Here is a 25,817-nt window from a genome sequence, read left to right on the forward strand (position 1 = left end):
GCATCGCCGCGACGCCGGCGTTCGCGGGTAAGCCTTCGCGGCCGCGGGTTTTCGCCCGGAGGCGGACGATCCGGCCCTGCGAACGGGCCGCCGCCGCGCCTTGGTCATCCGTCGCCGCCCCACTGCCGCACGGCCCGGCGCTGTACGCCGTGCCCGCGCAGGCTCAGATGATCTTCAAGGTGATCGCCTTGAGCACCGCGCGGGTGCGGTCGCGGGTGCCGAGCTTGTCGAAGATTTCGATCAGATAATTCTTCACCGTGCCTTCGGTGACGTGGATGGCTTGGCCGATCTCGCGATTGGTGTACCCGCCCGCCAACAACCTCAGGATCGCCAACTCGCGCTTGTTGAAGCCGGCGCTGGGCGCGCTGCGTTCGGCGTAGGCGTAACGCTCGCGCACCGCGTCGGTCGACAGCGGCGACAGCGCGCGTTCGCCGCCGGCGACCGCTTCGATGGTGTCGACCAGTTCCATCGGCGAGGCGTGCTTGAGCAAGAAGCCGCGCGCGCCGCTGGCGACCGCTCGCAGCGCCAGTTCGGGATCGTCGAAGGTGGTCAGCAAGATCACCGGCGGCGCGCCGGCCGCGTAGCGCAGCCGTTCGCACACGCCGAAGCCGTCGAGCAGCGGCATGCGGATGTCGCACAGCACCACGTCCACCGGCGTCGCGGTCAGCGCGGTCAACAGCGCTTCGCCGTCGCCGGCCTCGGCGACGATGTCGAAGCGGGCGAAGCCGCCGAGCAGGGCTTTCAAGCCGCCGAGGACCAAGGCCTGATCGTCGGCGAGCGCCAGCCGCAAGCGCGCGGGCCGCAGCGCGCTCATCGCGCCGGCAGCCAGCCGAGCAGGCGCACGCCGCCGTCGGCGTCGCGGCCGACGTCGAGGTCGCCGCCGAGCGCGCGCAAGCGCTCGCGCATGCCGGTCAGGCCGTGGCCGGCGCGCAGTTCGCCGTGGCCGCGGCCGTCGTCGCGCAGTTCCAGCAGCAGGCGCTCGCCGTCGCGGCGCAGGCTCGCCCACAGGTTGCGCGCTTCGCCGTGGCGGGCGGCGTTGGTCAGGCCTTCCTGGAACGCGCGCAGCAAGGCCTCGGCTTGCTCCAGGTCGGCCGCGCGCGCGTCCGGCTCGATGCGCAGATGCACCTGCGGGCGCGGGAAGGCGGCGGCGACGCGCTGCAAGGTCGCGCCGAGGTCGAGCCCGTCGTGCAGGCGCAGCTGCCGCGCCAGCGCGCGCAGGTCGTCGAGCAGTTCGTCGGTGAGCCGCGCGCACAGCGCGATCGCGGCCGGCGCGTCGAGGTCGCGGTTGTACTGCAGCGCGGCCAGATTGAGCTTGAGCGCGGCGAGCTTGTGCCCGGCCACGTCGTGCAGTTCGCGCGACAGGCGCAGGCGTTCCTCGCTGCGCGCGGTCTCGGCCAGCAGCCCGCGCGCGGCCAGCAGCTCGGCGTGGGTGCGCGCCAGCGCCGCGCGCGCGGCTTCGCTGCGCCGGTGCGCGCGCACCAGCAGGATCGCGAACAGCTGCAGGCTCGCGTGCAGTGCGACGTGGGTGTAGGGCGCGTCCATGCCGCGCCAGAGCAGCACGATCGCCAGCAGCGCGGCGTTGTTCAGCGCATAGGCGGCGGTCAAGGCCGGCAGCGGCAGCAGCGCGGCGAATTCCAGCATCGGCAGGATCAGCAGCGCGGCCGCGGAGTTGTAGCGGTACAGCGCGACCAGGGTCAGCGCCAGCGCGCACAGCGCCGCCGCGCAGGCCAGCCGCGCGCCGCGCGCGCGCCAGCGCAGCGACACCGCGTAGAGCAAACCGAAGCCCAGATGCAGGCCGCGCGCCAGCGCCGCCACCGGCAGCCCGGCGGCCGCATCGGTGGCCTGCACCGGGCCGGTCCACAGTTCCAGCCCGACCGCGGCCCAGGCCAGCAGGCCGGCCAGGATCGCGACGGGGTGGCGCAGGGGCGCGATAGCGGACATGGGCGCAGCTTCGCGCCGGCGCGGGGCCGGTACAAGCGCGGCGCCGGCTCCTGGGCGAATCGATGACTTTCGTCACCGCTTCGGCTGACTTGCGCTATCTGCCGGACGCGGCGGCCGCGGCCGAGACTGCGCCGCACCCCGTCCCGGAGCCGCGCCGATGATCCGCCGAAACCGTTTCGCCCGCGTCCTGCTGGCCGCGCTCGCCCTCGCCGCGGCTACGGCCGCGGCCATCGCCGCGTGGCCGGCGATCCGCATCGGCGCAGCCAACGCCACCGCCACGCCCTTGCCGCGCGAACGTCCGGCCGATCCGGCCGCGGTGCGCGAGGCCTATGCCTATCTGCCGGCGCACACCCGTTTCGACGCCTTCGTCGCCCTGCATCGCGGCCGCGAACTCGCGCGCTGGGGCGAGGCCGATCTGCCGATCAACACCCATTCGGTGCGCAAGAGCCTGCTCAGCGCGCTGTACGGCATCGCCATCGCCCGCGGCTATGTGCGGCCGGAGCAGACCTTGGCTGAACTCGGCATCGACGACCGCGTGGTGCCGCTGACGCCGATGGAGAAAACCGCGACCGTGCGCGACCTGCTGATGTCGCGCTCGGGCATCTACATCGAAGCGGCCGGCGAAGCGCAGGGCATGAAGGACGGTCGCCCGCGCCGCGGCTCGCACCGGCCGGGCGAGTTCTTCTACTACAACAACTGGGACTTCAACGCGCTCGGCACGATCTTCGAGCGGCGCACCGGCCTGAGCATCGGTGAGGCGCTCGAGCAATGGATCGCGCGGCCGCTGGGCATGACCGCGTTCAAGGCCGCGCACGTGATCTACGACCAACCGTCCTACAGCGAACACCGCCAGTTCGTGATCTTCATGTCGGCCGCCGATCTGGCCCGCTTCGGCATGCTCTACGCCGACCAGGGCCGCTGGAACGGGCGCCAAATCGTCCCCGCCGATTGGGTGCGCGACAGCACCCGCGCCTGGTCGCCCGTGCCCGACCGCGATCCGTTCGACGCCTACGGCTACCTGTGGTGGCTCGACCGCGACGCCGACACCGTGTGGGCCGACGGCTGGGGCGGGCAGTTCATGATCGTCGACGCGCGCCGCCACCTGGTGCTGGTCTCGCGCAACGACACCGGCCGCAGCCTGCTGCAACTGGGCTGGTTCGCGCTGTTCGACGGCGACGGCTGGCGCAGCCATCACCAGCATCTGCACGCGCTGATGATCCGCGCGGCGGGGGAGGCGGCGTCGCCGGCGGCGGAGCCCTCGCGATGATTGCCGACGTGGCCGGATTCGCGCGGGTTTTGCGTCAAGATGGCTTCCCTCCCGCCGCCGAGGTCCGTATGTTTCCCGCCGATACCGAACAAGCCATGCGACTGATCCGCTCCCTCGGCGCGCCGGCGCGACTGCAGCGCCACGTCGAGTTGGTCAGCCAGGCCGGCGAAGCACTGCTGGCCTTGCTGCGCGAGCAAGCCATCGAAGTGGATGAAGCCTTCGTCCGCGCGGGCATCGTTTTGCACGACGCCGGCAAGATTCGCCATCCGGCCGAATTGCACGGTCCGGGCAGCGAGCACGAGCCCAGCGGCGAAGCCATGTTGCGAGACGCGGGCGTATCGCCGGAACTGGCGAGGGTCTGCCTGTCGCACGCGCGATGGGCGGCGATGGAATGCCGACTGGAAGAGCTCGCCGTCGCGCTCGCCGACAAGTTGTGGAAGGGCGTGCGCAAGACCGAGTTGGAGGAACGCTTCATCGAAGCGGCCGCGGCGGCGAGCGGCCAAGACCGCTGGGCCATGTTCGTGGCCCTGGATTCGGGTTTCGAACGTATCGCGGCCGACGGTCCGCAGCGGCTCGCGCGCAGCGCGGTGTGACACTTGTCGGTGGTCTCAGGAGGAGGGCGGTTGTACCCTGAGGCCATACTCCCGCCCTCGCGCCGACGTTGCCCGCAACGCCGGCGCGGCGGCGTTTACGCCATTCCGACCAAGAGTCCATCGCATGACGCTCATCGTCACCGGCAGCGCCGGCCACCTCGGCGAAGGTTTGATGCGCCTGCTGCGCGCTCAGGGCCGCGAGGCGCGCGGCATCGATATCAAGCCTTCGGCGTTCACCGACCGGGTCGGCTCGATCGCCGACCGCGAGTTCGTCGCTGAGGCTGTGCGCGGGGCGAGCGGGGTGATCCATGCCGCGACCCTGCACAAGCCGCATGTCGCCACCCACAGCTATCAGGATTTCGTCGACACCAACATCACCGGCACGCTCAATCTGCTGCAGGCCGCGTGCGAGCAAGGCGTGGAGTCGTTCGTGTTCACCAGCACCACCAGCGCGTTCGGCGCGGCGCTGACGCCGGCGCCGGGCGAGCCGGCGACCTGGATCGACGAGCGCGTGGCGCCGATTCCGAAGAACATCTACGGCGCCACCAAGGTCGCCGCCGAAGGCTTGTGCGAGTTGTTCCACCGCCGCCACAGGCTGCCGGTGCTGGTGCTGCGCACCTCGCGCTTCTTCCCCGAGGACGACGACGACGCTGCGCGGCGCGGCGAGTACGACACCGCCAACAGCCAGGCCAACGAACTGCTGTACCGCCGCGCCGATATCGACGATGTGGCCCAGGCCCATCTGCGCGCGATCGAACGCGCGCCGGCGCTGGGCTTCGGCCGCTACATCGTCTCGGCGACCACGCCGTTCGCGCGCGAGCATCTGGCCGAACTCAGCGTCGACGCGGCGGCCGTGGTGCGGCGCTTGTTCCCGCGTTGCGCCGAGTTGTACGCGGCGCGAGGCTGGAAGCTGTTTCCGCATCTGGACCGGGTCTACGTCAACGCCGCCGCGCGCCGCGATCTGGGCTGGGAGCCGCGCTACGGCTTCGATTACGTGCTCGATTGCCTGGAGCGCGGGCTGGACTTCCGCAGCGCGTTGGCGCACGAGGTCGGGGTCAAGGGCTATCACCCGCAGCGCTTCGACGACATGCCCTATCCGGTGGCCTGAACCGCCGCCACGGCGCCGTCGCGGCGGCCGGCTACAATGCCCGCACGCGCCGCCGTTTCCGCGGCGCAGGAGCCGCCGAATGCCAGGGAGCGCCGCCATGCCCACACCGATTCCGCCGTCCACGCGAGCGCCGCGCGCATGAGCTGGACCGCGCTGATCTGCCTGGGCGCCAGCGACGGCCCGCGCGCGGAGAATCTGCTCGACGCCGCCGCGCAGTTGCTGGCCGAACCCGATGCGGCGCTGGCCGCGGCGTCGGAGCTTTATGGCGATCGCCATCGCCTGCACGCCGGCGGCGCCACCTTGAATCTGGTGCTGGCGGTGGAGTGGCAGGGCGCGTCGCAGCCCGAAGCGCTGGAGCGCCGGTTCAAGCGCATCGAAGCTGGTTTCGGCCGCGAGCGCGATCCGCGCCGGCGCATGCCGGTGCCGCTGGACATCGATCTGCTCGGCGCGCTCGACGCCGGCGGGTCGCGCTGGCAGGCGCGCTACGATCCCGGCCGCGGCTATCTGTTCCATGGCCTGAGCCAGTTGCCGTTGCCGCCGCTGCAAGCCGCGCTCGACGCGCTGCAGCGCCAGCGCGGCTTCCGCGGCGAAGACAACGCACACGGCTTCTACGCGTACGCCGGCGCGGCTTTCGTGCGCCGCTATCTGCTCGAACGCGCCGCGCAATTGCGTGCGGCCGACGGCCAACGGGAGACCGGTTGATGAGCGCGACGACCACGACCTTGGTCACCGGCGCTTCGCGTCGGATCGGCCGCGCCTTAGCCGAAGCCTGCCTCGCGCGCGGCGAGCGCGTGGTCGCGCACCGCCGCAGCGCGGCCGCGACGCCCGAGCCGTATTCGGCGCCGGTCGAGGCATGGTGCTGGGAGATGCAGGAGCCGCTGACCGAACTGCCGGCGCAAGACATCGATCATCTGATTCTCAGCGCCTCGCTGTTCGAGCGCGGCCATGCCTGGAACGCGCTCTCTGCCGACGCCGGCCCGGGCAGCGCCAGCGCCGACGAGCGCGAGCGCTTCGCCCGCCAACTGCAGGTCAATCTGTTGGCGCCGTGGGAGCTGGCGGTGCGCCTGCACGCGCGGCGGCCGCTGCGTTCGGTGGTGATGCTGCTCGACACCTATCTGGACCGCTCGTTTCCCGGCCACGCCGCGTATCAGGTCAGCCGCGCCGCCGGCGCCGGGCTGGTGCGCGGATTGGCGGCGGAACTGGCGCCGTGCCGGGTCAACGCGGTGGCGCCGGGCACGGTGTTGCCCTCGGTGCGCGATCCGGCGCAGCGCGCCGAACAGGAAGACGCGATCGCCGCGCGCACGCTGCTGGGCCGCATCGGCGCGGTCGAGGACGTGGTGGGCGCGGCGATGTATTTGCGCGATGCGCCTTACGTGACCGGCGAAATCCTGCGCGTCGACGGCGGACGCTTCAAACTCTAACGAGGCCGTCTGTTGTCCTCCTGTAGGAGCGGCGCGAGCCGCGACCGCGACAACGCAACTGCGTCGAAACTCGCGCAATAGTCGCGTCGTCGCGGTCGCGGCTCGCGCCGCTCCTACAGGGAACTCGCCGGCGTTCGCGGAGCCGCGGGCGCCGATATCGCTCTCCTCCCGAATCAAGGAAGACCATGAAGATCATCCAGGGCGACTTGCTGCAACTCGCCGCCGACGGCCGCTTCGACGTGATCGTCCACGGCTGCAATTGCCAATGCCGCATGGGCCGTGGCATCGCGTTGAGCATCCGCGAGCGTTTCCCCGCCGCCTGGGACGCCGATCAGCGCACCGTGCCGGCGGATCGCGGCAAGCTCGGTACCTACAGTCAGGCGTCAGTGGAGGAGAACGGCCACCGCTTCGTCGTCGTCAACGCCTACACCCAGTTCCATTGGCAAGGCGAGGGCGTGCTCGCCGACTACGAAGCCATCGGCCGGGCGATGCGTTCGATCGCGCGCGAGTTCCACGGCCAGCGCATCGGCTATCCGCTGATCGGCGCGGGCCTGGCCAAGGGCGATTGGAAGGTCATCGCGCCGATCATCGACGAGGCCTTGGCCGGCGAGGATCACACGCTGGTCGAGTTCACCGGCTGAGCGCGCGGGGCGGCGTGGGTCGAGGCCGAAGCCGCGCGTCCGCCGAATCGCGACGTTAGCCGTCTTCCTGCCCGCCATGCCCGCGAGCGCGCGCTTGGTTTTGTTTCGCCGCCGCCGAACATGCGCGGTCTTCGGCTGCGGCTGCGAGCGCTGCATCGCGGAACCCGCTCACGAAAACGCCCGCGGCGCGCCGCGGGCGTTCTTACGATCATCGGCCGCGCCTCAAGCCTGCGCGGCCAACTCCGCCATGCGCTGGGCGATGCGCCGGCGCGCATCCTCGGAATTGCTGCGCGCGCGCTGCCAGGCCGAGCGCGCCGCGCCCTGCGCCTGTTCCCAGTTCAAGGCCGAACCCAGGCGGATGCGCTGATAGCGCCCGCGCAAGTCCAGCCCGGGATCGTCGAAATCGCGGTCGGGGTGTTCGAGTTGGATCGAGATGCCGACATAGAACGCCGGCGCGTAATCGCTGAAATGCAGTCCTTCGCGATAGAACTCCGCTTCGCGGTAGTGGCTGGCCCAATAGCTCAGCCCGGGCGTGGTCGGAGTGGGGCGGCCTTGCAGGGTGGTCGTCATCGCTCTGGCTCCGCTTAGGAACCCCTGTGCGCGCACCCTAGCCCACGGCGATGTTAGTTGTCCGTTACGGATGATGCGCGTTGCGTGAAGTGTGAATGGGGAAGCGCTTCCTTGCGCGCAATCGCCCGGCGCGGAAAAGTCCGGCCGGGCGAGGGTTTACGCGAGCGAGCGTGAGGCCGGCGGCGCGGCCTCGCGCCGACGCCGCGCTTACGGCCCTTGCGCCGCGGTCACCGCGGCATTGGCGTCGATCAAGCCCGGCCCGCAACCGCCCGGACACTTGGCCGCAACGATCGGCCGCGCGGTGTTGGTCAGGATCGTTTGCACCTGCGCGGTGTTGAGCGCCGGCTTCACCGACTTGATCAGCGCGACCACGCCGGCCACGTGCGGCGCGGCCATCGAGGTGCCTTGATAGAAGTCGTAGCCGTTGGCGTCGACGGTCGAGAGCACGCCGCGGTTGGCGTGGTTCTGCGTGCATTTGCCGCTGACCGATTCGCCCAGGGCGAGGAACTCGGCCGCCGGCGAGCAGGTTTCGCCGCCCGGCGCGGTGATGTCGATGCCGGCGCCGTAGTTGGAATACCACGCGCGGTTGCCGTTGATGTCGCTGGCGGCGACGGTGATGGTGTTCGGGCAGCTGGCCGGAGTGAAGCCGGACACGTCGTTGTTGCTGTTGCCGGCGGCGACCACGACGATGGAACCGTTGGCGGTCGCGGCGTTGATCGCGTCGCGGTACGCCAGGGTCTGCGTGCAGGCTTGCGCGCCGCCGAGCGACAGATTGATCACGTCGGCCGGATTGGGATTGGCCGGAATGCCGCTGACCGTGCCGCCGGATGCCCACACGATGCCGTCGGCGATGTCGGAGGTGGCGCCCACGCCGCTGTTGCCGAGCACGCGCACCGGCAGGATCTTGGCGTTGCGCGCCACCCCGGCCACGCCGGCGCTGTTGTTGGTGACCGCGGCGATGGTGCCCGACACATGCGTGCCGTGCTTGACGTTGGACGAATCGGTGGCGTTGTTGTCGCGGCCGTTGCCGTCGTTGCCGCCGCCGCAGTTGTACGGCAAGCCCGCGAACAGGCAAGCCAGGCCGAGGCCGTTGACCGAGGCGACGAAGTCGTAGCCCGGCAACAGATTGGCGTTGAGGTCGGTGTGCGAGAGGTAGCCGCTGTCGACCACCGCGACCACCACGCCGGCGCCGTCGGCCTTGTCCCAGGCGCTGGGGCCGTTGATGCCGACCGCGCTGTCGGCGTAATGCCACTGCTCGTTGTAGCGGGTGTCGTTGGGCGTGAGCTGGGCGCTCATCAACAGGTCGGGTTCGACGTATTCCACGCGCGGGTCGGCGGCGATGCGCTTCATCAGCGCGATGGCGTCGCTGCGGTCGAGGCCGCGGTCGGCGCGGATCACGTCGGCGCCCATCGACATGCGGCGCAGGTGCGACAGGCCCAGGCGCGGCTGGCCCTTGGCCGCCGGCAACGCGGCGGCGGCGCGGCCGAGCGCGGCGTCGAACTCGGCGGCGCTGGCGCGGGCGCTGCTGCCGGCGCGGTATTTGACGATGAATTGATCGTAGCTGCCGCCGGCTTGCAGGCCGGCGATATTGACGGTGGCGGCGACCGCGGGCGCGGCGCAGACCGCGGCCAGGGCTGCGGCGGTGGCCAGGGCGAGCGGGCGCAGGGCGCGGGCAGCGGCGTGGAGGCGTGGCAAGGTCGGGTACGACATCGGCGAAGTCCTCACGTTGGATAGGCCGCGAAGGGCGGCGGGGACGGGCCGGGCCCGGTCCGAAGCAAGGGGCATCGCATGCGCGCGTACGGCGGATCGGCGATGCCGGCGGGGTTGGCCCGGGTCCACTGTAGGCGCGGGCGCCGCCGCGAAAATCGGCAGAAATGCCTGTAAAACAAGCTGAATCAGTGATCGCGCGCACCGTTGGACGCTGCCGCCAAGTTTCGGTTGCGGGCCGCGGCCGCCGCCGCCGCGCGTTCGGCACGACCGTGCGGGGCCATGCGCGGGCGTGCGGGATTGGGCCGATGCGCCGCCGCCGTCTGTCTTGCGCCTTCACCCGCGCGGGCGCAGGCTGTACCCGCCGCGCCCACGCCGCGCGGGCAACCGACCGCCGTGGGAGCGCGCGTGACGGCAAAGAACGACAGCGCTTACGACCCCAGCCGCGCCAGCGAGCATCTGCGCTTCGTCCGGCGCATCTACCAAATGCGCACCTTGGGCCTGGGTTTCGGCTTCTTCGCGGTGGGCGGCGCGCTCTACGAACAAGGCGCGGCGTGGTGGGTCTGGGCGGCGCTGTTCGCCAACGGTTTCCTCTGGCCGCCGGCGGCTTACTTCACCGCTTCGCGCAGCCGCGATCCGGAATTCAGCGAGTACCGCAATCTGGTGATCGACTCGGTCCTGGGCGGCGTGTGGATCGCGGTGATGCAGTTCAACGTCGTGCCCAGCGCCTTGCTGGCGGTGATGCTGTCGGCCGACAAGATCGGCGTCGGCGGCTGGCGTTTCCTGGTGCGCACCGCCAGCGCGCAGGCCGTCGCCTGTCTGGTCGCGTGGACCGCGCTGGGCTTCGGCTTCGCGCCGCACAGTTCGATGTTGGTGATCCTGGCCTGCCTGCCTTTCATGTTCGTCTATCCGATGGCGATCAGCAGCGCGGCGTATGGGCTGGCGCGCAAGGTGGTGCGGCAGAACCGCCAACTCGCATTGCTCAGCCGCACCGATCCGCTGACCGGGCTGCAGAACCGCTTGCACTGGGACGACGCGGCCAGCGCCACCATGACCCACTGCGCGCGCAGCAACAAGCGCGCGGCGCTGGTGGTGATCGATGTGGACCGATTCAAGCAGATCAACGATTACCACGGCCATCTGATCGGCGACGCGGTGCTGCGGCGGGTCGCCGACGTGCTGCACCGCGCCGCGCGCATGACCGACACCGCCAGCCGCATCGGCGGCGACGAGTTCGCGCTGATCCTCATGGACACCGACGCCGACAGCGCCCGCGCCATCGCCGAGCGGCTGCGCCGCGCGGTCGAGGAAGCGCGCTTCGACGACGCGCCGGAGTTGCGCTGCACGGTCAGCATCGGCGTGGCCGGCACCGGCGCCAAGAGCTACACCGCGGCGATGTGGATGCGCCACGCCGACGCGGCGCTGTACCGGGCCAAGCAACTGGGCCGCAACGCGGTCGAGGTGGCCGAGGAATGAGCGCGCCGGCCTGGGACGACTGGGCCCCGGCGCAAGGCTGGGACGCGTTCGCCGCGCACGCCGCGCTGTCGGACGCGCTGTGGGACGGCCTGAGCGAAGGCGAGGGCGGCTGGCATTACCTCAACCCGACCAGCGAGCTGTCGATCTGGGAATGCGAGGCCGACGGCAGCGCGCTGCTGATCGAGTACCGCGACGAGCGCATCGTGCGCCTGCAATGCGACGGCGGCCGCGCGCGGGCGCATCTGGCCGCGGTCGCGGCGGCGTTCGGCCTGCGGGCCGGCCAGGCCGCTTCCCCGCCGGCCGACTGAGACGCCGCGCGCGCAAGCGCGGCGCCAGGCCTGCGCCGCGCGCCGCAGTTCATTAGAATCCGGCCGACGTACTCAGCGCGGACCCGGGCGGACCATGGCAGCACACCTCGATTCAATCGCGCAGGCGCGCATCGGCGTGATCGGCCTGGGCTATGTCGGCCTGCCGCTGGCGCTGGAGTTCGGCAAGGTCTACGACACCGTCGGCTACGACATCGACCCGGTGCGCGTGGCCCAGCTCAGCACCGGCGAGGACCGCCACCACGAGCACGACGCGGCCGAAATCCAGGCCGCCTCGCGCCTGCGCTTCAGCGCCTCGCTGGAAGACCTCGACGACCGCGACACCTTCGTGGTCACCGTGCCCACGCCGGTGGACGAGCACAAGCGCCCGGACTTCACCCCGCTGATCCTCGCCAGCCGCGCGCTCGGCGGCGTGCTCAAGCGCGGCGACACGGTGATCTACGAATCCACGGTGTATCCCGGCGCCACCGAGGAGATCTGCATTCCCGAACTCGAGCGCGTCTCGGGCCTGCGCTGCAACGAGGATTTCTTCGCCGGCTACAGCCCGGAGCGGATCAATCCCGGCGACCGCCAGCGCAAGCTGGTCGATATTCCCAAGGTCACCTCGGGCTCCAACCCGGAGACCGCCGAGCGCGTCGACGCGCTCTACCGCAGCATCATTCCCGCCGGCACCCACCGCGCCTCCAGCCTGCGCGTGGCCGAGGCGTCCAAGGTCATCGAGAACACTCAGCGCGACGCCAACATCGCGCTGATCAACGAGTTCGCGCTGATCTTCCAGCGGCTGGGCATCGACACCACCGAGGTGCTGGAAGCGGCCGGGACCAAGTGGAATTTCCTGCCGTTCCGCCCGGGTTTGGTCGGCGGCCACTGCATCGGCGTGGACCCGTACTACCTGATCCAGAAGGCGCAAAGCGCGGGCTATTACCCCGACATCCTGCTCGCCTGCCGGCGCATCAACGACGCGATGGGCGGGCACGTGGCGGCGGAGGTGATCAAGCGCATGATCCAGCGCGGCATCGCCGTGGCCGGTTCGCGCATCCTGATCCTCGGCCTGACCTTCAAGGAAAACTGCGCCGACCTGCGCAACACCCGGGTGATCGATCTGGCCCGCGAGTTCGGCGAGTACCGCGCCCGGGTCGAGATCTGCGACCCCTGGGCCAACGCCGAGGAAGCGCGGCGCGAGTACGGCCTGGACATGGTCGAGGCGCCCGAGCGCGGCGCCTACGACGCGATCGTGATCGCGGTGGCGCACGAGCAGTTCCGCACCCTCGGCGCGGCCGGTGCGCGCGCCTACGGCAAACCCGGGGCGCTGCTGTACGACATCAAGAGCCTGTATCCGCGCGACGAGGTCGACGGGCGGCTGTGAGGCCGCGGGCTTGAAGGCCTCGCCGCGAGTGCGCTGTCGCAAGTAGAGGTCGCTGTCCGGGAGCGCGGGCCGCGTAAGACCGGACGCTTCCCGCCAAGCACGTCATCCCCGCGAACGCGGGGAGCCAGAGCCTTCAGCGCGAACCGTCCCGCGGGCCCGCGCCGGCCGTACTGCGCCCGCGAGCGCTCATCGCGCAAAGCCGCGATGCCGAAACGCGCCGGCCCATCGGCGCCTGCCAGCCAAAAACCGCCCGGCCCCGTACAGACCCTGCACGCGGCCGCGGTTATGCTCGGCCCCAGCCCGTGAACTCTCCGATCGCCATGATGCGCTATGCCGTCTACGTCGCCAGCCTGATCCTGACCTTGGTCTGCGCGGTTCTGGTTTTCCTGCATCACCCGTACTGGCTGTGGGGCGTGGCCGCGTTCGGCGCGATCGCCGCGCTCGGCACCGCCGACCTGCTGCAGACCCGCAGCACCCTGCGCCGCAATTACCCGGTGCTCGCGCATTTCCGTTACGGCCTGGAATCCATTGGCCCGGAAATGCGCCAGTACTTCATCGAGGCCGATACCGCCGAGGTGCCGTTCTCGCGCCAGCAGCGCGCGTTGGTCTATCAGCGCTCCAAGTCGGTCAACGACGTGCGCCCGTTCGGCAGTCAGGTCGACGTCTACGGCCTGGACTACGAATGGATCAACCATTCGCTGGCGCCGACCGCGCACGTCGCCCACGATTTCCGCGTGACCATCGGCGAGAACACCGCGCAGCCGTACGCGGCCAGCGTGTTCAACATCTCGGCGATGAGCTTCGGTTCGCTCTCGGCCAACGCGATCCGCGCGCTCAACAAGGGCGCCAAGCTCGGCGGGTTCTATCACGACACCGGCGAGGGTTCGATCTCGCCGTATCACCGCGAGAACGGCGGCGATCTGGTCTGGGAAATCGGCTCGGGCTATTTCGGCTGCCGCGACGAGCGCGGTTTCTTCAGCGAAGAGCGCTTCGTCGCCAACGCCGGCGACGCGCAAGTGAAGATGATCGAGATCAAGCTCTCGCAAGGCGCCAAGCCCGGCCACGGCGGCGTATTGCCGGCGGCCAAGGTCAGCGCCGAAATCTCGGCCACGCGCGGCGTGCCGATGGGCCAGGACTGCGTCTCGCCGGCCGCGCACACCGCGTTCGATTCGCCGTTGGGGCTGCTGAAGTTCGTGGCGCGGCTGCGCGAACTGTCGGGCGGCAAGCCGGTCGGCTTCAAGCTCGCCATCGGCCATCCCTGGGAGTGGTTCGGCATCGCCAAGGCCATGCACGAAAGCGGGTTGCTGCCGGACTTCATCGTCGTCGACGGCGCAGAGGGCGGCACCGGCGCGGCGCCGGCGGAGTTCATCGACCACGTCGGCGTGCCGATGCACGAGGCGCTGATGCTGGTGCACAACACCTTGGTCGGGCTGGAGCTGCGCGACAAGATCCGGGTCGGCGCGGCCGGGCGCATCACCAGCGCGTTCGACATCGCCCGCACCTTGGCGATGGGCGCGGACTGGTGCAACGCCGCGCGCGGCTACATGTTCGCGCTGGGCTGCATCCAGGCGCAGAGCTGCCACACCGACCGGTGCCCGACCGGCATCGCGACGCAAGATCCCAGTCGCTGGGGCAAGCTCGACGTGCCGGACAAATCCGCGCGCGTGTTCCACTTCCACGAGAACACGCTCAAGGCACTGCGCGATTTGCTGTGCGCGGCGGGGCTGCGGCATACCTCGGAGATCGGGCCCGAGCACATCCTGCGCCGGGTCACGCCGACCGAAGTGCGTTCGCTCGGCGCGCTCTACAACTTTCTCGCGCCCGGCGACCTGCTCGGCAAGATTCCGGCGCACGCGGTGTTCCAGTCGTTCTGGGCGGGCGCGCGCAGCGATTCGTTCTCGGCGCCGGAGCGGGTGTTGGCGATGCGGACGAGCAAGTCGTTTTGATCGCGCGGGCCGCGGCGCGCGGCGGCGGCGCGGTGGCGATGGGGGCGGGCGGCGTTCGGTCGCTCGCGTAAGAGCAACGTCAAAATGGATTCCGGCTTTCGCCGGAATGGCGGGAGTTGAATGGGTTCCGGCTTTCGCCGGAATGGCGGATCGCGAAGCTGCGCAGCTTCAAATCCCGTCATTCCGGCGAAAGCCGGAATCCATTTTGCTTTTGCGTCGTCGAGCCCGAATGCCGCCCGCGGCTTACAACAGCGCCAACACCCGCTCCGGCGGCCGGCCGATCACCGCGCGTCCGCCGTGCACGAACACCGGCCGCTCGATCAGCCGCGGATGCGCGACCATCGCCGCGATCAACGCGTCCTCGCTCAGCGCGGCATCGTCGAGCCCGGACTGCTTGTATTCGTCTTCGCCGGTGCGCAGCAGTTCGCGCGCGCCGATGCCGAGTAAGCCCAGCAGTTCGCGCAGTTCCGCCGCGTCCGGCGGCGTTTCCAGATACGCGATCACCACCGGCTCGACGCCGCGTTCGCGCAACAGCTCCAGGGCGCCGCGCGACTTGGAGCAGCGCGGGTTGTGATAGAGGCGAGTAGGGGCGCGATGCGCGTCGGTCATGACGGACTCCTCGGGACGAAGGCGGACGTAGCGAGCGCGTCGGCGAGAGCGCACGAGCACGCATGAGCACGCATGAGCGCATGTTCGCGCGACGACAAAACGACGCGCGCGCCGCGCCGCAACGAAAAAAGCCGGCTTTCGCCGGCTCGTTTCTTGCAACTGGTGGGCGGTGCAGGGTTCGAACCTGCGACCCTCGCCGTGTGAAGGCGATGCTCTACCGCTGAGCTAACCGCCCGATGTAATCGGGTCGCAAATTGTAATCGGGCCTTCGCGAACTGACAAGCCTTTTGGCCGTCGATGTTCGGATGTCCCGTCCGGCCGGGTTTCGTCTGCGAAAACGGGGCCGGAGCGGGGCCGTCTTCGCCGCGGATCGCCCTGAAAACGGGGCGAAACAGGCTGAAACGGGCCGATTGCCGCGCGCCGGGCCGCAAACCGGGCCGGTCGGCCGCCCCGTCGAGCGGGCCGGTCGCCGGCGCACGAAGCTGAAGGCTGCGCTGCGCGGCCGCGCATCCTAGCCGAATGCGCGCGCCGGCTCCAGCGCGCGCATCGGCGCGGCGTTCACTCCAACTGTTCCTTGGCGTAGGCCGCGTCCAAGGCTTCCATCGCATCGACGGGCTTGAGCTTGGCGGCCTTCTCGTACGCCGCCGCGGCCGCGGCCTCCTGCTTGTGGCCGTGCAGCAGCATCAGCACATTGCCGTGTTCGATATGGGCGATCGGCGAATCCGGCGTGAGCTTGAGCGCGGTCTTGATGTGCTTCTCCGCTTCGCTGGCCTTGGCGCCGTAGGTGAGGCCGCCGATCATGCCGCCGATCTTGTCGATGATCTCGGCGTGGTACAGCGCCATCGCGGTGTGCGCTTCGGCGTGCTTGGGTTCGAGTTCCAGGGTCGCGTCCAGCGCGGTGCGGACCTTGCCGGCGATGCCGTCCTTGAGCGCCTTGGCGATGCTCAGGCCCTGGCTGTAGCGGCCGAGCGCGAACGCGTAGCGGTAGTGGCTGTTGGCGTCGTCGGGCAGCGCGGCGACCGCGGCTTCTGCGACCTTGGCCGCTTGCTGGTAACGCTTGAGCTGTTCGGCTTCGTCCTCGACCAGATACGTCGCATGAATGCCCAAGGCTTTGACCGCCACCGACGCGCCGACCGCGCCGAGTTTCTCGCCCGCGTCGAAAGCGGTCTTGAAGTCGCCGCGATGGAACGCGCGCCACGCCTCCTGCAACGCCTCGGCCAGCGCGTCCGCGTCCACGCCCTTGGGCGCGGCCTTGCCGGCGGCCTTGATCAGCGCGGCGGCGCGCTTGGCGTCGGGGAAGGGTTCCGCGTCGCCCGCGTGCAGCTTGGGCCAGGCTTTCTTGAGGGCGTCGCCGGCGTAGGCGTAGGCCTTGGCGTCGTGCGGAAAAGCGGCCCAGGCGGTCTTGGCGGCCATGTACTGTCCTTGTTCCAACGGGATCGGACCGGCAGCATCCCGCCGCGGCGGGGGCGCTGGCAAGAGGGGCGCGCTGTGCGCCGGCGACGCGGCTAGTGCCATTGCTCAAGGCGCGCTGGCGATAGTGCGCGGGCGAAACCGTCCATTCCGGGCGGTCGACGGAGCGCAAGCATGGCAGTGGGCAAACGCAACAAGCAGGCGGCGGCCAATCCGACCACGACGCAGGCCACCACGCTGCGCCATCTGTGGCTGGCCGGGCTGGGTCTGGCGGTGGTCGCGCGCCGCGAAGCGCTGGCCGGCGCCGGCCGCGCGGCGGGGCAGGTCGAGGCGCTGCAGCGGCGCGTGCGCGATCTGGCTTCGGACGCGCGCGGCAACGTGGTCGGCGGGATCGAGAACGTGCGCGGTCAGGTCGAGCCGAAGGTGGTGCAGTTCAGCGCCGAGGTCGAGGCGCGGCTGGCGCCGGTGCTCGACAAGCTCGGCCTCAAGGGCCAGCGCAAGCCGCGCGCGCAGCGCAAGGGCCGCAAGCCGGCGGCGAAGAAGGCCGCGCCGCGTCGCGCCCCGCGCAAGCCGGCCGCGCGCCGCGCGCGCAAGGCCTGAGGCAAGCAGAAAGGGCGCCGCGAGGCGCCCTTTTTCGTCGTTGCCGAAGCCGGTGTCGCGCCGGCTGCCGCGTTCAGCCGCGGATGTTCAGTCCAGATACGCGCGGATCAGCGTGTTCAGGTGCAAGCGCTCGGCGTCGCGCAGGAACGGCGACAGCAGCATCATCACCTGGACGATGCCGTCGCGGATCGCCGCGTGCTCGTCCTTGTCGCCGCGCGCGGCGGCGTAGTTGAGCCAGAACGTCGCGATCACCAGCACGTTGGTCGCGGTCGCCGCCAGTTCGTCGCCCGAGGCGCGCATGACCCCGGCCTGCGACAGCCCGCGCATGACCAGATGCGCCTGCTCATCGGCGCGCTTGAGGATGCGCGCGAAGCGCATGCGCAGGCGGCGGTTGCGGCTGAGGATTTCGACCAGGTCGCGGTAGAGGAAGCGGTAATCCCAGATGCACTCGAACACCAGGTGCAGCTGCAGCCAGATGTCTTCCAGCCCCGGCAGGCGCCCTTGCGGCGCGGCCAGCGCGGCGTCCATGCGCTCTTCGAATCGAGCGAACAACTGCTCGATGATGTCGTCCTTGTTGCGGAAGTGGTAGTACAGATTGCCGGGGCTGATCTCCAGCTCGTCGGCGATGTGGTTGGTGGTGACGTTGGGTTCGCCCTGCGCGTTGAACATGATCAACGCGGCATCGAGGATGCGTTGGCGGGTCTGTTTCGCCATCGTGCGGCCGGCGGGGGAAGGGCGGGCGCGGCGCGGCGTCAGCCGCGCAGTTTCTTGACGAGGTCCACGTACTTCTTCTTGGCCTCGGTTTGATCGGTGCCCTTGAGCTTGTCCCAGGCTTCGTACTTGGCCGTGCCGACGAAGTCGAAGAAGCCGGGCTTCGGCCCGCTGACGTCGCCCTCGGCGCCCTGCTTGTACAGCGCGTACAGGCGCAGCAGCGTGTCGTTGTCGGGGCGATCGGGCAGGGACTGGACGTCCTTGGCGGCTTGTTCGAATGCGGCTTGGATATCGGACACGGCGGGCCTCTCCTGGGCACCAGGGTGAGGCGGCATCACACCATGCGTATCGGGGTGGGTCAATACGGAAAGGAATTGTTACCGCGCCCGCGCTCTGGCACCGTAGCGGCATGCCGCCGCGACGGCGGCCGATCGGGGCCATCCAGGAGAGGGGTATGAGCTATTTCGTCACCGGCGCGACGGGTTTCATCGGTCGCTTCCTTGTCGGCAACCTGCTGAAACGCAAGGGCACGATCCACGTGCTGGTGCGCAAGGATTCGCAAAAGAAGTTCGAGGCCACGGCCAAGAAGATGGGCTGGGATCCCAAGCGGGTGATCCCCGTGGCGGGCGACATGACCCAGCCCAAGTGCGGGCTGACCGCGGCGCAGATCCGCGCGCTCAACGGCAAGATCAAGCATTTCTTCCATCTGGCGGCGATCTACGATCTCACCGCCAGTCCGCAGGCGCAGCGCGCGGCCAACATCGACGGCACCCAGCACGCGCTGGACCTCGGCGCCGCGCTCAACGTCGGCTGCTTCCACCACACCAGTTCGATCGCCGCCGCTGGCATGTACCCGGGCGTGTTCCGCGAGGACATGTTCGACGAAGCCGAGGGCCTCGACGATCCCTACCTGCGCACCAAGCACGATTCGGAAGGGCTGGTGCGCGCGGAGAAGCGGATCAAGTGGCGGATCTACCGCCCCGGCATGGTCGTCGGCCATTCGCAGACCGGCGAGATGGACAAGATCGACGGTCCGTACTACTTCTTCACCTTCCTCAAGAAGCTGCGCGAGATGCTGCCGCCGTGGATGCCGATGCTCGGCGTCGAGGGCGGGCGGATCAACATCATTCCGGTCGATTACGTGGTCGATGCGATGGACCACATCGCGCACAAGCCCAAGCTCGACGGCCATTGCTTCCATCTGACCGACCCGGAGCCGCAGCGCGTCGGCGAGGTGCTCAACACTTTCGCCCGCGCCGGCCACACGCCGGAGATGACCATGCGCATCGACGCGCGCATGTTCGCCTTCGTGCCCAGCGGCATCCGCGGCGCGGTCGGCAACCTGCCGCCGGTGCGGCGCTTCGTCGGCATGCTGCTGCGCGACTTCAAGATTCCCAAGGAAACCTTGAAGTTCATCACCTATCCGACCCGCTTCGACAATCGCGAGACCGAACGCGCGCTGCGCGGCAGCGGGATCAAGGTGCCGCGTCTGGACGATTACGCGTGGCGCTTGTGGGATTACTGGGAACGCCACCTCGACCCGGATCTGTTCGTCGACCGCACGCTCAAGGGCAAGGTCCGCAACAAGGTCGTGGTGATCACCGGCGGTTCCTCGGGCATCGGTCTGGCGACGGCGGAGAAGGTGGCCGCGGCGGGTGCGGTGACGGTCATCGTTGCGCGCGGCGAGGAGGAATTGTTCAAGGCGCGCGACGCGATGAAGGCCACCGGCGGCAAGGTGTTCGCCTACACCGCCGATCTGGCCGACATGGCCGATTGCGACCGCTTGGTGAAGACCATCCTCGCCGAGCACGGCCACGTCGACATCCTGGTCAACAACGCCGGCCGTTCGATCCGCCGCTCGATCGAGCTCAGCTACGACCGCTTCCACGATTTCGAGCGCACCATGCAGCTCAACTACTTCGGCAGCCTGCGCCTGATCATGGGCTTCATGCCGAAGATGACCGAGCGCCGCAAGGGCCACATCATCAACATCTCCTCGATCGGCGTGCTGGCGAACTCGCCGCGGTTCTCGGCCTATGTGGCCTCCAAGGCCGCGCTGGACGCGTTCAGCCGCTGCGCGCAGGGCGAGTTGTCGGGCAAGGGCATCAGCTTCACCACGATCAACATGCCGTTGGTGAAGACGCCGATGATCGCGCCGACCAAGATGTACGACAGCGTGCCGACGCTGACGCCCGACGAGGCCGCCGATCTGGTGGTCAAGGGCATCATCGAAAAGCCGAGTCGCATCGCCACGCGTTTGGGCATCTTCGCCTCGGTGGTCAACGCGCTGGCGCCGAAGGCGTACGAGGTGGTGATGAGCACCGCGTTCGAGCTGTTCCCCGACTCGGCCGCGGCCAAGGGCGACCGCAAGGGGCTCAAGGACGAGCATGCGAGCAACGAGCAGATCGCGTTCGCGGCGTTGATGCGCGGCGTGCATTGGTGAGCGCGGCGTAAGCCAAGGCGCGCGAAGCCCGGCGATTTCGCCGGGCTTCGTCGTTTCGGCGCGCAGCGCAGGTCGCATGGCCTCCCCGTAGGAGCGGCGTAAGCCGCGACCGCGGGGCCGCGAGGCCGCGTCGTCAGCGCGGTGTCGCGGTCGCGGCTCGCGCCGCTCCTACAAGGGGCTGCGACGATTCGCCGCGCAAAAAGAAGAAGCCCGGCATGGCCGGGCTTCTTGTTGTTCGACACTCGATGATGCCGCGTCCGCTCCGTGTAGGAGCGGCGTAAGCCGCGACCAAGACACCACGCTTGCGACGCAAGCTTGCAACCCCGCGGTCGCGGCTTACGCCGCTCCTACGCGAGGCTCACGAAGGCCTCAATACGCCTTGCACTGGAAGAACCGCACCCGGCTGCTGCTGCCCGGCGGCGGCTGCAACTGTACGCGCGAGGAACGCAGTTCCGGATAGCGCTCCAGCACTTGGCAGATCGCGTCCACGTCCTGTTTCTCCGCGTCGGTGAGGCGGTAGATCAGCAGGTTCGACGGCGTCGACCACAGCGCGCGTTCGGTGCCGGGCAGGCGGGCGACGGTGCGGATCACTTCGGCGCGGTCGGCCGATGCGTCGCCGCTGGAAGCCGACGGCACGGGTGCGGCCGGATGCGGCGCGGCGGGCGCGGCGGGCGCCGGCGTCGCGGCGACGGCCGGCGGCGTATGGGTTTCCGGCGGCGGCGCGTGGGACGGTTCGGGCGCCGGCGTCGGGGCGGCGGGCTGGGCCGGTTCGGCGGCGTCGCCACTGTCGTTGTCGGCCGGGGCTTGCGCCGTGGCCGGCGTGGGCGTTTCGTCGTCCGGCAGGATCTGCGGCACCACGAAGCCGACGATCAGGCCCAGCGCGATCGCCGCGCCCCAGGCGCCGACGATGGTCTGGATGCTGCGCTTCTGCGCCGCGGCGATGACTTCGTGCCGGGTCGAGGCGGGCAGCTGCGGTTCGACCAGTTCCCACAAGGCCTCGCCGCTGTAGAGATCGAGCCCGTCGGCGACGCGTTCGGAGTGGGTGTCGAAGCGGCCGGTGGTGACCAGCAGGCCGCCGGCGGCGCCGTGGAAGCGCACCGCGTCGGCCAGTTCGGCCACGGTCGCGGCGGGCACCTTGTAATCGCCGTCGCCGAGCTTGCACGACAGCAGCCAGGGCTTGCCGGCGCGCACCAGGCGCAGTTCGGCCTGGGTGCCGCGGGCCAGCGATTCCTCCACCGATTCGGCCTCGAAGCCGCGTTCGCGCAGGGCCTCGACGATCAGGCGCGCGAATTCGCGCCAGCGCATCTTGGCCAACCCGGCGATGCCGGTGGCGACTTCAGTGCGATGGCGGCGGTACGACCACAGGTAGGCGGTGGACCCCAGCCCGATCGCGAGCGCGACGGCGGCAGCGGACCACAGGGAGAAACTCGACATGCAACGCTAGGCCCATAAAAGACGCTGAGGATATACGGCTTCAGACATGTGAACTCCACACGAAATGCGACGTTCGTCGCGAAAACGGTGTGTGCGGAGTTTGCCGTTCATGACAGAACGTAACGGCGGAGCGGGCGTGAAATGCGCGCAAAACCAGCGCAAAGCCCGTGTTCTGAGGTCATTCCGCAGGCATAAGAAAGCCCGCCAGTCCGAAACCGTAAGGGGAGGGGAGCATACGGAAGCGCGGACTGGCGGGCTTAAGCGGGCCTCGCGCCGAGGCGGCGCGAGGCGGTGAAGCGGGTGGAGCGGTAGTGATAGCGCGGGTACGTGTCAGCGGTTAGGACGCCGACGCGGCCGCGGCGTGAAGCTCAGGGGGCGACCGGCGGCTTGGGCTTGGCCACGGCCTTGCGCGGCGCTTTGGCCTTGGCCGGCTTGTCGGCGGCGGCCTTCTTGGGCGCAGCGGCGGTCTTCTTGGCGGCCTTGCGGGCCGGGACGGCGCCGCCCTGGCGGCGCAGCTCGGCGGTCAGCGCGTCGACGCGCTCGCTGAGTTCGGCCAGATCGTCGCGGCCCGGCACGCCGAGCTTGACCAGGGCGCGCTGCACGCGTTCCTCGAACACCTTCTCCAGGCGGTCCCAGGTGTCGGTCGCGCGCTCGCGCGCCTGACCGACCTTGGACTCGACCGCATCGCGCAGCGCGCCGGCTTGGCCGCCGGTGAACTTGCGCGCGGTCTGCTCCAGGCTCAGGCCTTCCTTGACGAGGCCTTCGAACAGCTTGGTGCCCTCGGCCTGAGCGCGGCCGAACGCGCCGACGCCGGCCAACCAGATCTGCTGCGCCGATTCGCTCAGGGTCTTGGACAGGCGCTCGGCCTGTTCCTGCGCGCCCGCGCCCTTGCCGGCGGCGCCGGCGGAGCGGGTCTTGCCCGAGGTCTTCTTCGCGGTCTTCTTGAACTTGGCGGCCATGGACGTCCTGTGAGTGGGATTAGTGCTGTGCCGTCACGATGGGCTCGCTGTCTAGAGTATTCACACCAGCGAGGAGCAGCAGATAGCGAATAGGAGTTAGGAGATAGCGAAAGCGCTTTCGCTATCTCCTAACTCCTATCCGCTAACTTCTGGCTTCAGGCGTGCTTGCGCGGCCGCTTGCGCGCGACCAGGCGATCCACATCGTCCAGCGCGCGCCGCAGCCGCGCCGTGGTTTCGCTGTCGCGCGCGGGCGGGGCGATGCCGTCGAGGATCGAGCGCTCGGGGTCGGCCAGGACCTCTTCGCGCAGGCGCAGGCCGTGCGCGGCCAGGATCGGCGCCAGTTGTTCGGCGCGCGCGCGCAGGTCGGCCAGGGTGTTGCGGTAGGCGATCTCGCAGATGCGCCGGCGCGCGGAGAAGCTGAAGGCGTTGGTGAAGAACAGTTCGCGGTCTTCGGCGTTGGGTTCGAACACCAGTTGGTCGATGTCGGGGTACTGCTGGGCGTAGCGCGCCAGTCCGACCTGCATGCGCGATTGCAGCAGGGTGCGGAAGGTCTGCGACAGCACCGCGGGCAGGCCGCCGGCGGCGAGGCTGTTGTCTTCGCTGACCGCCGCGCCGTGGTTGTGGTTGAACGGCACCAGCGGGTTGAGGCCGATCAGCAGGTCGATGCCGCGGTCGAGCACGACCGAGGCGTGCATGGTCCGGCGCAGCGCGCCGTCGACGAAGTGGCGGCCTTCGATGTCGACCGGCGGGTACAGGCCGGGCAGGGCGGCGCTGGCTTGCACGGCCTTGGAGATCGGCACGTCGTCCCAGCCTTCGTCGCCGAAGCGCACGGCTTCGCCGCTGTCGATGTCGACGGCGACGACGTAGAGCTCGGCGTCGAGTTCGCGAAAGTCGTTGCTGCGGCCGCGGCGGGTGAACACTTCGCGCAGGAAGCGTTCGACTTCGCTGTTGTCGAACAGGCCGTTGGGGATCAGGCCGCCGAAGCGGGTGATCAGGTCCGACCAGCGCGCTTCCAGCGGCGAGAACAGCAGTTCGCGCCACCATTCGGTGGCCAGTCGCGGAAAGCTGGCGGCGCGCTTGAGGTATTCGACGAAGGCCGGGCGCATGAAGGTTTCGGGGCGGAATTCGACGTCGGCGCTGTCGCCGGTGACGAAGATCCGGCACATCTCGGCCGTGTCCATGCGGTTGGCGAGGCCAGCGGCGAGGAAGGCGCCGCTGCTGACGCCGACGTAGCAGTCCAGGCGGGTCAGGTCGAGGCCTTCGATGGCTTCGTCGAGGGCGCGCAGGGCGCCGAGTTCGTACATGCCGCCGATGGGGCCGCCGCCGGCGATGGCCAGGCCGATGCGCGGGCCGTCGCCGCGGGCGGTGCCGTTCTTGGCGGTCTCGGGTTTCGCGGTGGTTTTGGCGGCGCCGCGGGTCTTGCTTCCTTTCGCCGCCGGCTTGCGGCTCGCCCGGTGGCGGGCGGAATGAAGTGACAGCATGTGATCGGCGGCACGGCCCTGGCGGTAGTCGGTCGAGTGTAGCCGAGCGGGGCGAGGCGTCCAGCGGGGGTGTACGAAGGTCGAAGGGGCGCGCTTCGGGGGGGGCGCATCGGGTCCGGGAGCCTCCCCACGGACGCGGGCCTTTGGCAAGGTCCGTGGGGAGGCTCCCGGACCCGATGCTTCGTCGGTGCTTGAAAGCGGTGCTTGCGGGCTTGCGGGGCTGCCGCGATCATCGGCCCCGATGTCCAGAACATCCGACCTCAGCCGCCGCATGGCCTGCCTGCTGACCCGCCATCAGGCCTTGCACGATCCCGAGCGCGAGCCGCGCAACCGCCTGCGTTGGCTGCCAGAGCTGCGGCAATGGCAGGCGCGCCGGCTGGAAGCCAGTTTCGACCGGTTCCTGCGCGATCCGCGCCGGCGTCCGGCGGCGCAGTTCTTCCTCAGCGACGTCTACAACGACCGCGACTTCAGCCGCCGCGACGCCGACATCGCGCGGGTGTTGCCGATGATGCAGAAGCTGCTGCCCGGGCCGTTGCTGGCGACGGTGGCCGATGCGATCGAGCTGGGTTTGCTGACCCAAGCCTTCGACCTGCGCATCAGCGAACGCCTGCACGAGCTGGCGCCGCGCCGGCGCAAGCTCGACGGCGCGCTGTACGCGCAGGCGTATCGCGCCTGCGGGCTGCCGCGGCTGCGCGAGCATCAGATCGTGTTGATCGAACACGTCGGCTTGGGGCTGGGCAAGGCGGTGCGGATGCCCGGCATCCTGACCTTGCTCAAGCTCTCGCGCGGACCGGCCAAGGCGGCCGGGCTCTCGGAATTGCAGGGGTTTTTGGAGCGCGGCTTCGCCGCGTTCGCGCAGTTGGGCGATGTGCGCGAGTTCATCGCCGAGATCGGTTCGGACGAGCGCGAGGTGGCGCAGCGTCTGTTCGACGGCGACGAGGATCCGTTTCCGGATTTGGATTAGCGCCCCGGGCTCGGCGTCCGCGAATGCCGCGTCCGCCCCCTGTAGGAGCGGCGCGAGCCGCGACCGCGACACCACGCCTACGGCGCAACCTGCAACCCCGCGGTCGCGGCTCACGCCGCTCCTACAGGGGCTTGCGTTCGGCTCAGCCCAGCGCGCGCACGAACGCGGGCAGATTCTCGCGCCACTGCGCGCTGCGGATCTTGTCGAAGTACAGCCGCTGCCCGCTCGGCTGCGCGTCGACGTGGGCCAGGTCGGCCAGGCGCTCGGTCGGGCCGCCGAGCGCGGCGAACAGGACGAAATCGAGTCGTTCGCGCGCGTCGCCGCGGCTCAGCTGCCAGACGATGCGGTCGCGCTCGACGTAGAACAGTTCGTCGGCGCCGAACTCGCCCTCGATCCGCCAGCCTTCGCGTTCCAGCGCGTCGCGCAGTTCGGTCAGGCGGGCGCGGGTCATGCGCTTACTTGAACTTCTCTTCCAGCACGCGGCGGATCTCGGCCTCGATCGGCCCCTTCATCGCGCCGAGCAGGAACCCAAGCTGCGCGGTCACGCGCAGATGCTCCGGGGCCACCGCGATCTTGCCGTCGACGCCGCTGCGGGCGAAGTTGAGCACGTCGCCGTCCCAGTTGTATTCGACGTCGAAGCGTTCGGCGAGCTTCTTGGCCACCTCTTCGACGGCTTTGCGCGCCTTGGCCGGGGCCAGCGAATGCGGGTGGCGGATATCGATGCTGGACATGTCTGGGTCTCCCTGGAAGCCGGCTATTGTGCGGGCAGGGACGGGCGCATCCAAGCCCGCCGCGGCGTCGGCGATAGCGATGCCGGACACGCCGCGCGCGCCTGGGTTCGCAG

26 protein-coding genes and 1 tRNA gene are annotated in these 25,817 nt (G+C 69.8%); 13 read left to right on the top strand and 14 right to left on the bottom strand.

Going from position 1 to position 25,817, the window contains the following annotated elements; translation table 11 throughout:
- Positions 1 to 163: 163 nt before the first annotated feature.
- Both J5226_RS14850 and J5226_RS14855 read right to left on the bottom strand, forming a co-directional pair.
- Entirely contained in the window at positions 164 to 814 is a 651-nt protein-coding gene (locus tag J5226_RS14850) for a response regulator transcription factor (protein ID WP_215835241.1), read from the bottom strand.
- Complete coding sequence (locus tag J5226_RS14855) at positions 811 to 1,941, bottom strand: histidine kinase (RefSeq protein ID WP_215835242.1); 1,131 nt, start codon at positions 1,939 to 1,941, stop codon at positions 811 to 813. Before J5226_RS14855 ends, J5226_RS14850 begins: the two co-directional genes overlap by 4 nt.
- A gap of 157 nt (positions 1,942 to 2,098) precedes the next feature.
- On the opposite strand from J5226_RS14855, the gene J5226_RS14860 reads away from it, so the two are divergent.
- The 6 genes from J5226_RS14860 (at position 2,099) to J5226_RS14885 (ending at position 6,971) form a co-directional block, all read left to right on the top strand.
- The gene (locus J5226_RS14860) at positions 2,099 to 3,208 is read left to right on the top strand and encodes a serine hydrolase (protein ID WP_215835243.1); all 1,110 of its coding nucleotides are present in this window, start codon (positions 2,099 to 2,101) and stop codon (positions 3,206 to 3,208) included.
- Positions 3,205 to 3,801: an HD domain-containing protein gene (locus tag J5226_RS14865; RefSeq protein ID WP_215835244.1), complete on the top strand. Its 597-nt coding sequence runs from the start codon at positions 3,205 to 3,207 to the stop codon at positions 3,799 to 3,801. Before J5226_RS14860 ends, J5226_RS14865 begins: the two co-directional genes overlap by 4 nt.
- A gap of 124 nt (positions 3,802 to 3,925) precedes the next feature.
- Entirely contained in the window at positions 3,926 to 4,909 is a 984-nt protein-coding gene (locus tag J5226_RS14870) for an NAD(P)-dependent oxidoreductase (protein WP_215835245.1), read from the top strand.
- 138 nt (positions 4,910 to 5,047) lie between these two features.
- Positions 5,048 to 5,611 (top strand): 2-amino-4-hydroxy-6-hydroxymethyldihydropteridine diphosphokinase, encoded by a 564-nt coding sequence (locus J5226_RS14875; protein ID WP_215835246.1) that lies wholly within the window; start codon positions 5,048 to 5,050, stop codon positions 5,609 to 5,611.
- Positions 5,611 to 6,330 carry an SDR family oxidoreductase gene (locus J5226_RS14880; RefSeq protein ID WP_215835247.1) on the top strand — a complete coding sequence of 240 codons (720 nt, stop codon included), beginning with the start codon at positions 5,611 to 5,613 and terminating at the stop codon, positions 6,328 to 6,330. The genes J5226_RS14875 and J5226_RS14880 overlap by 1 nt, the downstream gene beginning before the upstream one ends.
- A gap of 185 nt (positions 6,331 to 6,515) precedes the next feature.
- Positions 6,516 to 6,971, top strand: coding sequence for a macro domain-containing protein (locus J5226_RS14885; protein WP_215835248.1), 456 nt, complete (start codon positions 6,516 to 6,518; stop codon positions 6,969 to 6,971).
- Between the two features lie 222 nt (positions 6,972 to 7,193).
- Here the strand turns inward: J5226_RS14885 and J5226_RS14890 are convergent, their stop codons facing one another.
- Together J5226_RS14890 and J5226_RS14895 are read right to left on the bottom strand one after the other, a co-directional pair.
- Positions 7,194 to 7,541, bottom strand: a complete 348-nt coding sequence (locus tag J5226_RS14890) for a hypothetical protein (RefSeq protein ID WP_215835249.1) — start codon at positions 7,539 to 7,541, stop codon at positions 7,194 to 7,196.
- A 207-nt stretch (positions 7,542 to 7,748) separates the two neighbouring features.
- Complete coding sequence (locus J5226_RS14895; protein WP_215835250.1) at positions 7,749 to 9,251, bottom strand: S8 family serine peptidase; 1,503 nt, start codon at positions 9,249 to 9,251, stop codon at positions 7,749 to 7,751.
- Positions 9,252 to 9,656: 405 nt separating this feature from the next.
- On the opposite strand from J5226_RS14895, the gene J5226_RS14900 reads away from it, so the two are divergent.
- The 4 genes from J5226_RS14900 to J5226_RS14915 all read left to right on the top strand — a co-directional run bounded on the left by J5226_RS14900 (position 9,657) and on the right by J5226_RS14915 (position 14,362).
- On the top strand, positions 9,657 to 10,724 hold the full coding sequence (locus J5226_RS14900) for a diguanylate cyclase (protein ID WP_215835251.1): 1,068 nt from the start codon (positions 9,657 to 9,659) through the stop codon (positions 10,722 to 10,724).
- Positions 10,721 to 11,032, top strand: a complete 312-nt coding sequence (locus J5226_RS14905; RefSeq protein ID WP_215835252.1) for a hypothetical protein — start codon at positions 10,721 to 10,723, stop codon at positions 11,030 to 11,032. The genes J5226_RS14900 and J5226_RS14905 overlap by 4 nt, the downstream gene beginning before the upstream one ends.
- A 94-nt stretch (positions 11,033 to 11,126) precedes the next feature.
- Positions 11,127 to 12,416 carry a nucleotide sugar dehydrogenase gene (locus J5226_RS14910; protein WP_215835253.1) on the top strand — a complete coding sequence of 430 codons (1,290 nt, stop codon included), beginning with the start codon at positions 11,127 to 11,129 and terminating at the stop codon, positions 12,414 to 12,416.
- 320 nt (positions 12,417 to 12,736) lie between these two features.
- Complete coding sequence (locus J5226_RS14915) at positions 12,737 to 14,362, top strand: FMN-binding glutamate synthase family protein (protein ID WP_215840439.1); 1,626 nt, start codon at positions 12,737 to 12,739, stop codon at positions 14,360 to 14,362.
- 243 nt (positions 14,363 to 14,605) lie between these two features.
- Here the strand turns inward: J5226_RS14915 and arsC are convergent, their stop codons facing one another.
- From arsC to J5226_RS14930, 3 genes are all read right to left on the bottom strand, one after another.
- Entirely contained in the window at positions 14,606 to 14,971 is a 366-nt protein-coding gene (arsC, locus tag J5226_RS14920; RefSeq protein WP_215835254.1) for an arsenate reductase (glutaredoxin), read from the bottom strand.
- A 160-nt stretch (positions 14,972 to 15,131) separates the two neighbouring features.
- A tRNA-Val gene (locus tag J5226_RS14925) sits at positions 15,132 to 15,206 on the bottom strand.
- Positions 15,207 to 15,529: 323 nt separating this feature from the next.
- Complete coding sequence (locus J5226_RS14930; protein WP_215835255.1) at positions 15,530 to 16,384, bottom strand: hypothetical protein; 855 nt, start codon at positions 16,382 to 16,384, stop codon at positions 15,530 to 15,532.
- Between the two features lie 171 nt (positions 16,385 to 16,555).
- Here J5226_RS14930 and J5226_RS14935 point away from each other — a divergent pair, with 171 nt between their 5' ends.
- Positions 16,556 to 16,981, top strand: a complete 426-nt coding sequence (locus J5226_RS14935) for a hypothetical protein (RefSeq protein ID WP_215835256.1) — start codon at positions 16,556 to 16,558, stop codon at positions 16,979 to 16,981.
- A gap of 87 nt (positions 16,982 to 17,068) precedes the next feature.
- Here the strand turns inward: J5226_RS14935 and J5226_RS14940 are convergent, their stop codons facing one another.
- Both J5226_RS14940 and J5226_RS14945 read right to left on the bottom strand, forming a co-directional pair.
- On the bottom strand, positions 17,069 to 17,695 hold the full coding sequence (locus tag J5226_RS14940) for a TetR/AcrR family transcriptional regulator (protein ID WP_078995832.1): 627 nt from the start codon (positions 17,693 to 17,695) through the stop codon (positions 17,069 to 17,071).
- 38 nt (positions 17,696 to 17,733) lie between these two features.
- The gene (locus tag J5226_RS14945) at positions 17,734 to 17,991 is read right to left on the bottom strand and encodes an acyl-CoA-binding protein (RefSeq protein WP_215835257.1); all 258 of its coding nucleotides are present in this window, start codon (positions 17,989 to 17,991) and stop codon (positions 17,734 to 17,736) included.
- Between the two features lie 155 nt (positions 17,992 to 18,146).
- Here J5226_RS14945 and J5226_RS14950 point away from each other — a divergent pair, with 155 nt between their 5' ends.
- Positions 18,147 to 20,135, top strand: coding sequence for an SDR family oxidoreductase (locus tag J5226_RS14950; protein WP_215835258.1), 1,989 nt, complete (start codon positions 18,147 to 18,149; stop codon positions 20,133 to 20,135).
- A gap of 369 nt (positions 20,136 to 20,504) precedes the next feature.
- Here the strand turns inward: J5226_RS14950 and J5226_RS14955 are convergent, their stop codons facing one another.
- From J5226_RS14955 to J5226_RS14965, 3 genes are all read right to left on the bottom strand, one after another.
- Positions 20,505 to 21,569 carry a restriction endonuclease gene (locus J5226_RS14955; protein ID WP_215835259.1) on the bottom strand — a complete coding sequence of 355 codons (1,065 nt, stop codon included), beginning with the start codon at positions 21,567 to 21,569 and terminating at the stop codon, positions 20,505 to 20,507.
- A 368-nt stretch (positions 21,570 to 21,937) separates the two neighbouring features.
- Positions 21,938 to 22,528, bottom strand: a complete 591-nt coding sequence (locus J5226_RS14960; protein ID WP_215835260.1) for a phasin family protein — start codon at positions 22,526 to 22,528, stop codon at positions 21,938 to 21,940.
- Positions 22,529 to 22,683: 155 nt separating this feature from the next.
- Positions 22,684 to 24,009: a patatin-like phospholipase family protein gene (locus J5226_RS14965; RefSeq protein ID WP_215835261.1), complete on the bottom strand. Its 1,326-nt coding sequence runs from the start codon at positions 24,007 to 24,009 to the stop codon at positions 22,684 to 22,686.
- Positions 24,010 to 24,250: 241 nt separating this feature from the next.
- Here J5226_RS14965 and J5226_RS14970 point away from each other — a divergent pair, with 241 nt between their 5' ends.
- Complete coding sequence (locus tag J5226_RS14970; RefSeq protein ID WP_215835262.1) at positions 24,251 to 24,973, top strand: hypothetical protein; 723 nt, start codon at positions 24,251 to 24,253, stop codon at positions 24,971 to 24,973.
- Between the two features lie 142 nt (positions 24,974 to 25,115).
- Here J5226_RS14970 and J5226_RS14975 read toward each other — a convergent pair whose 3' ends face one another.
- Entirely contained in the window at positions 25,116 to 25,424 is a 309-nt protein-coding gene (locus J5226_RS14975) for a hypothetical protein (RefSeq protein ID WP_215835263.1), read from the bottom strand.
- A gap of 4 nt (positions 25,425 to 25,428) precedes the next feature.
- A complete protein-coding gene (locus J5226_RS14980) occupies positions 25,429 to 25,704 on the bottom strand; it encodes a polyhydroxyalkanoic acid system family protein (RefSeq protein WP_215835264.1) in 276 nt (91 codons plus the stop codon).
- Positions 25,705 to 25,817 lie beyond the last annotated feature (113 nt).

This window comes from Lysobacter sp. K5869 (assembly GCF_018847975.1).
Classification (GTDB): Bacteria; Pseudomonadota; Gammaproteobacteria; order Xanthomonadales; family Xanthomonadaceae; genus Lysobacter.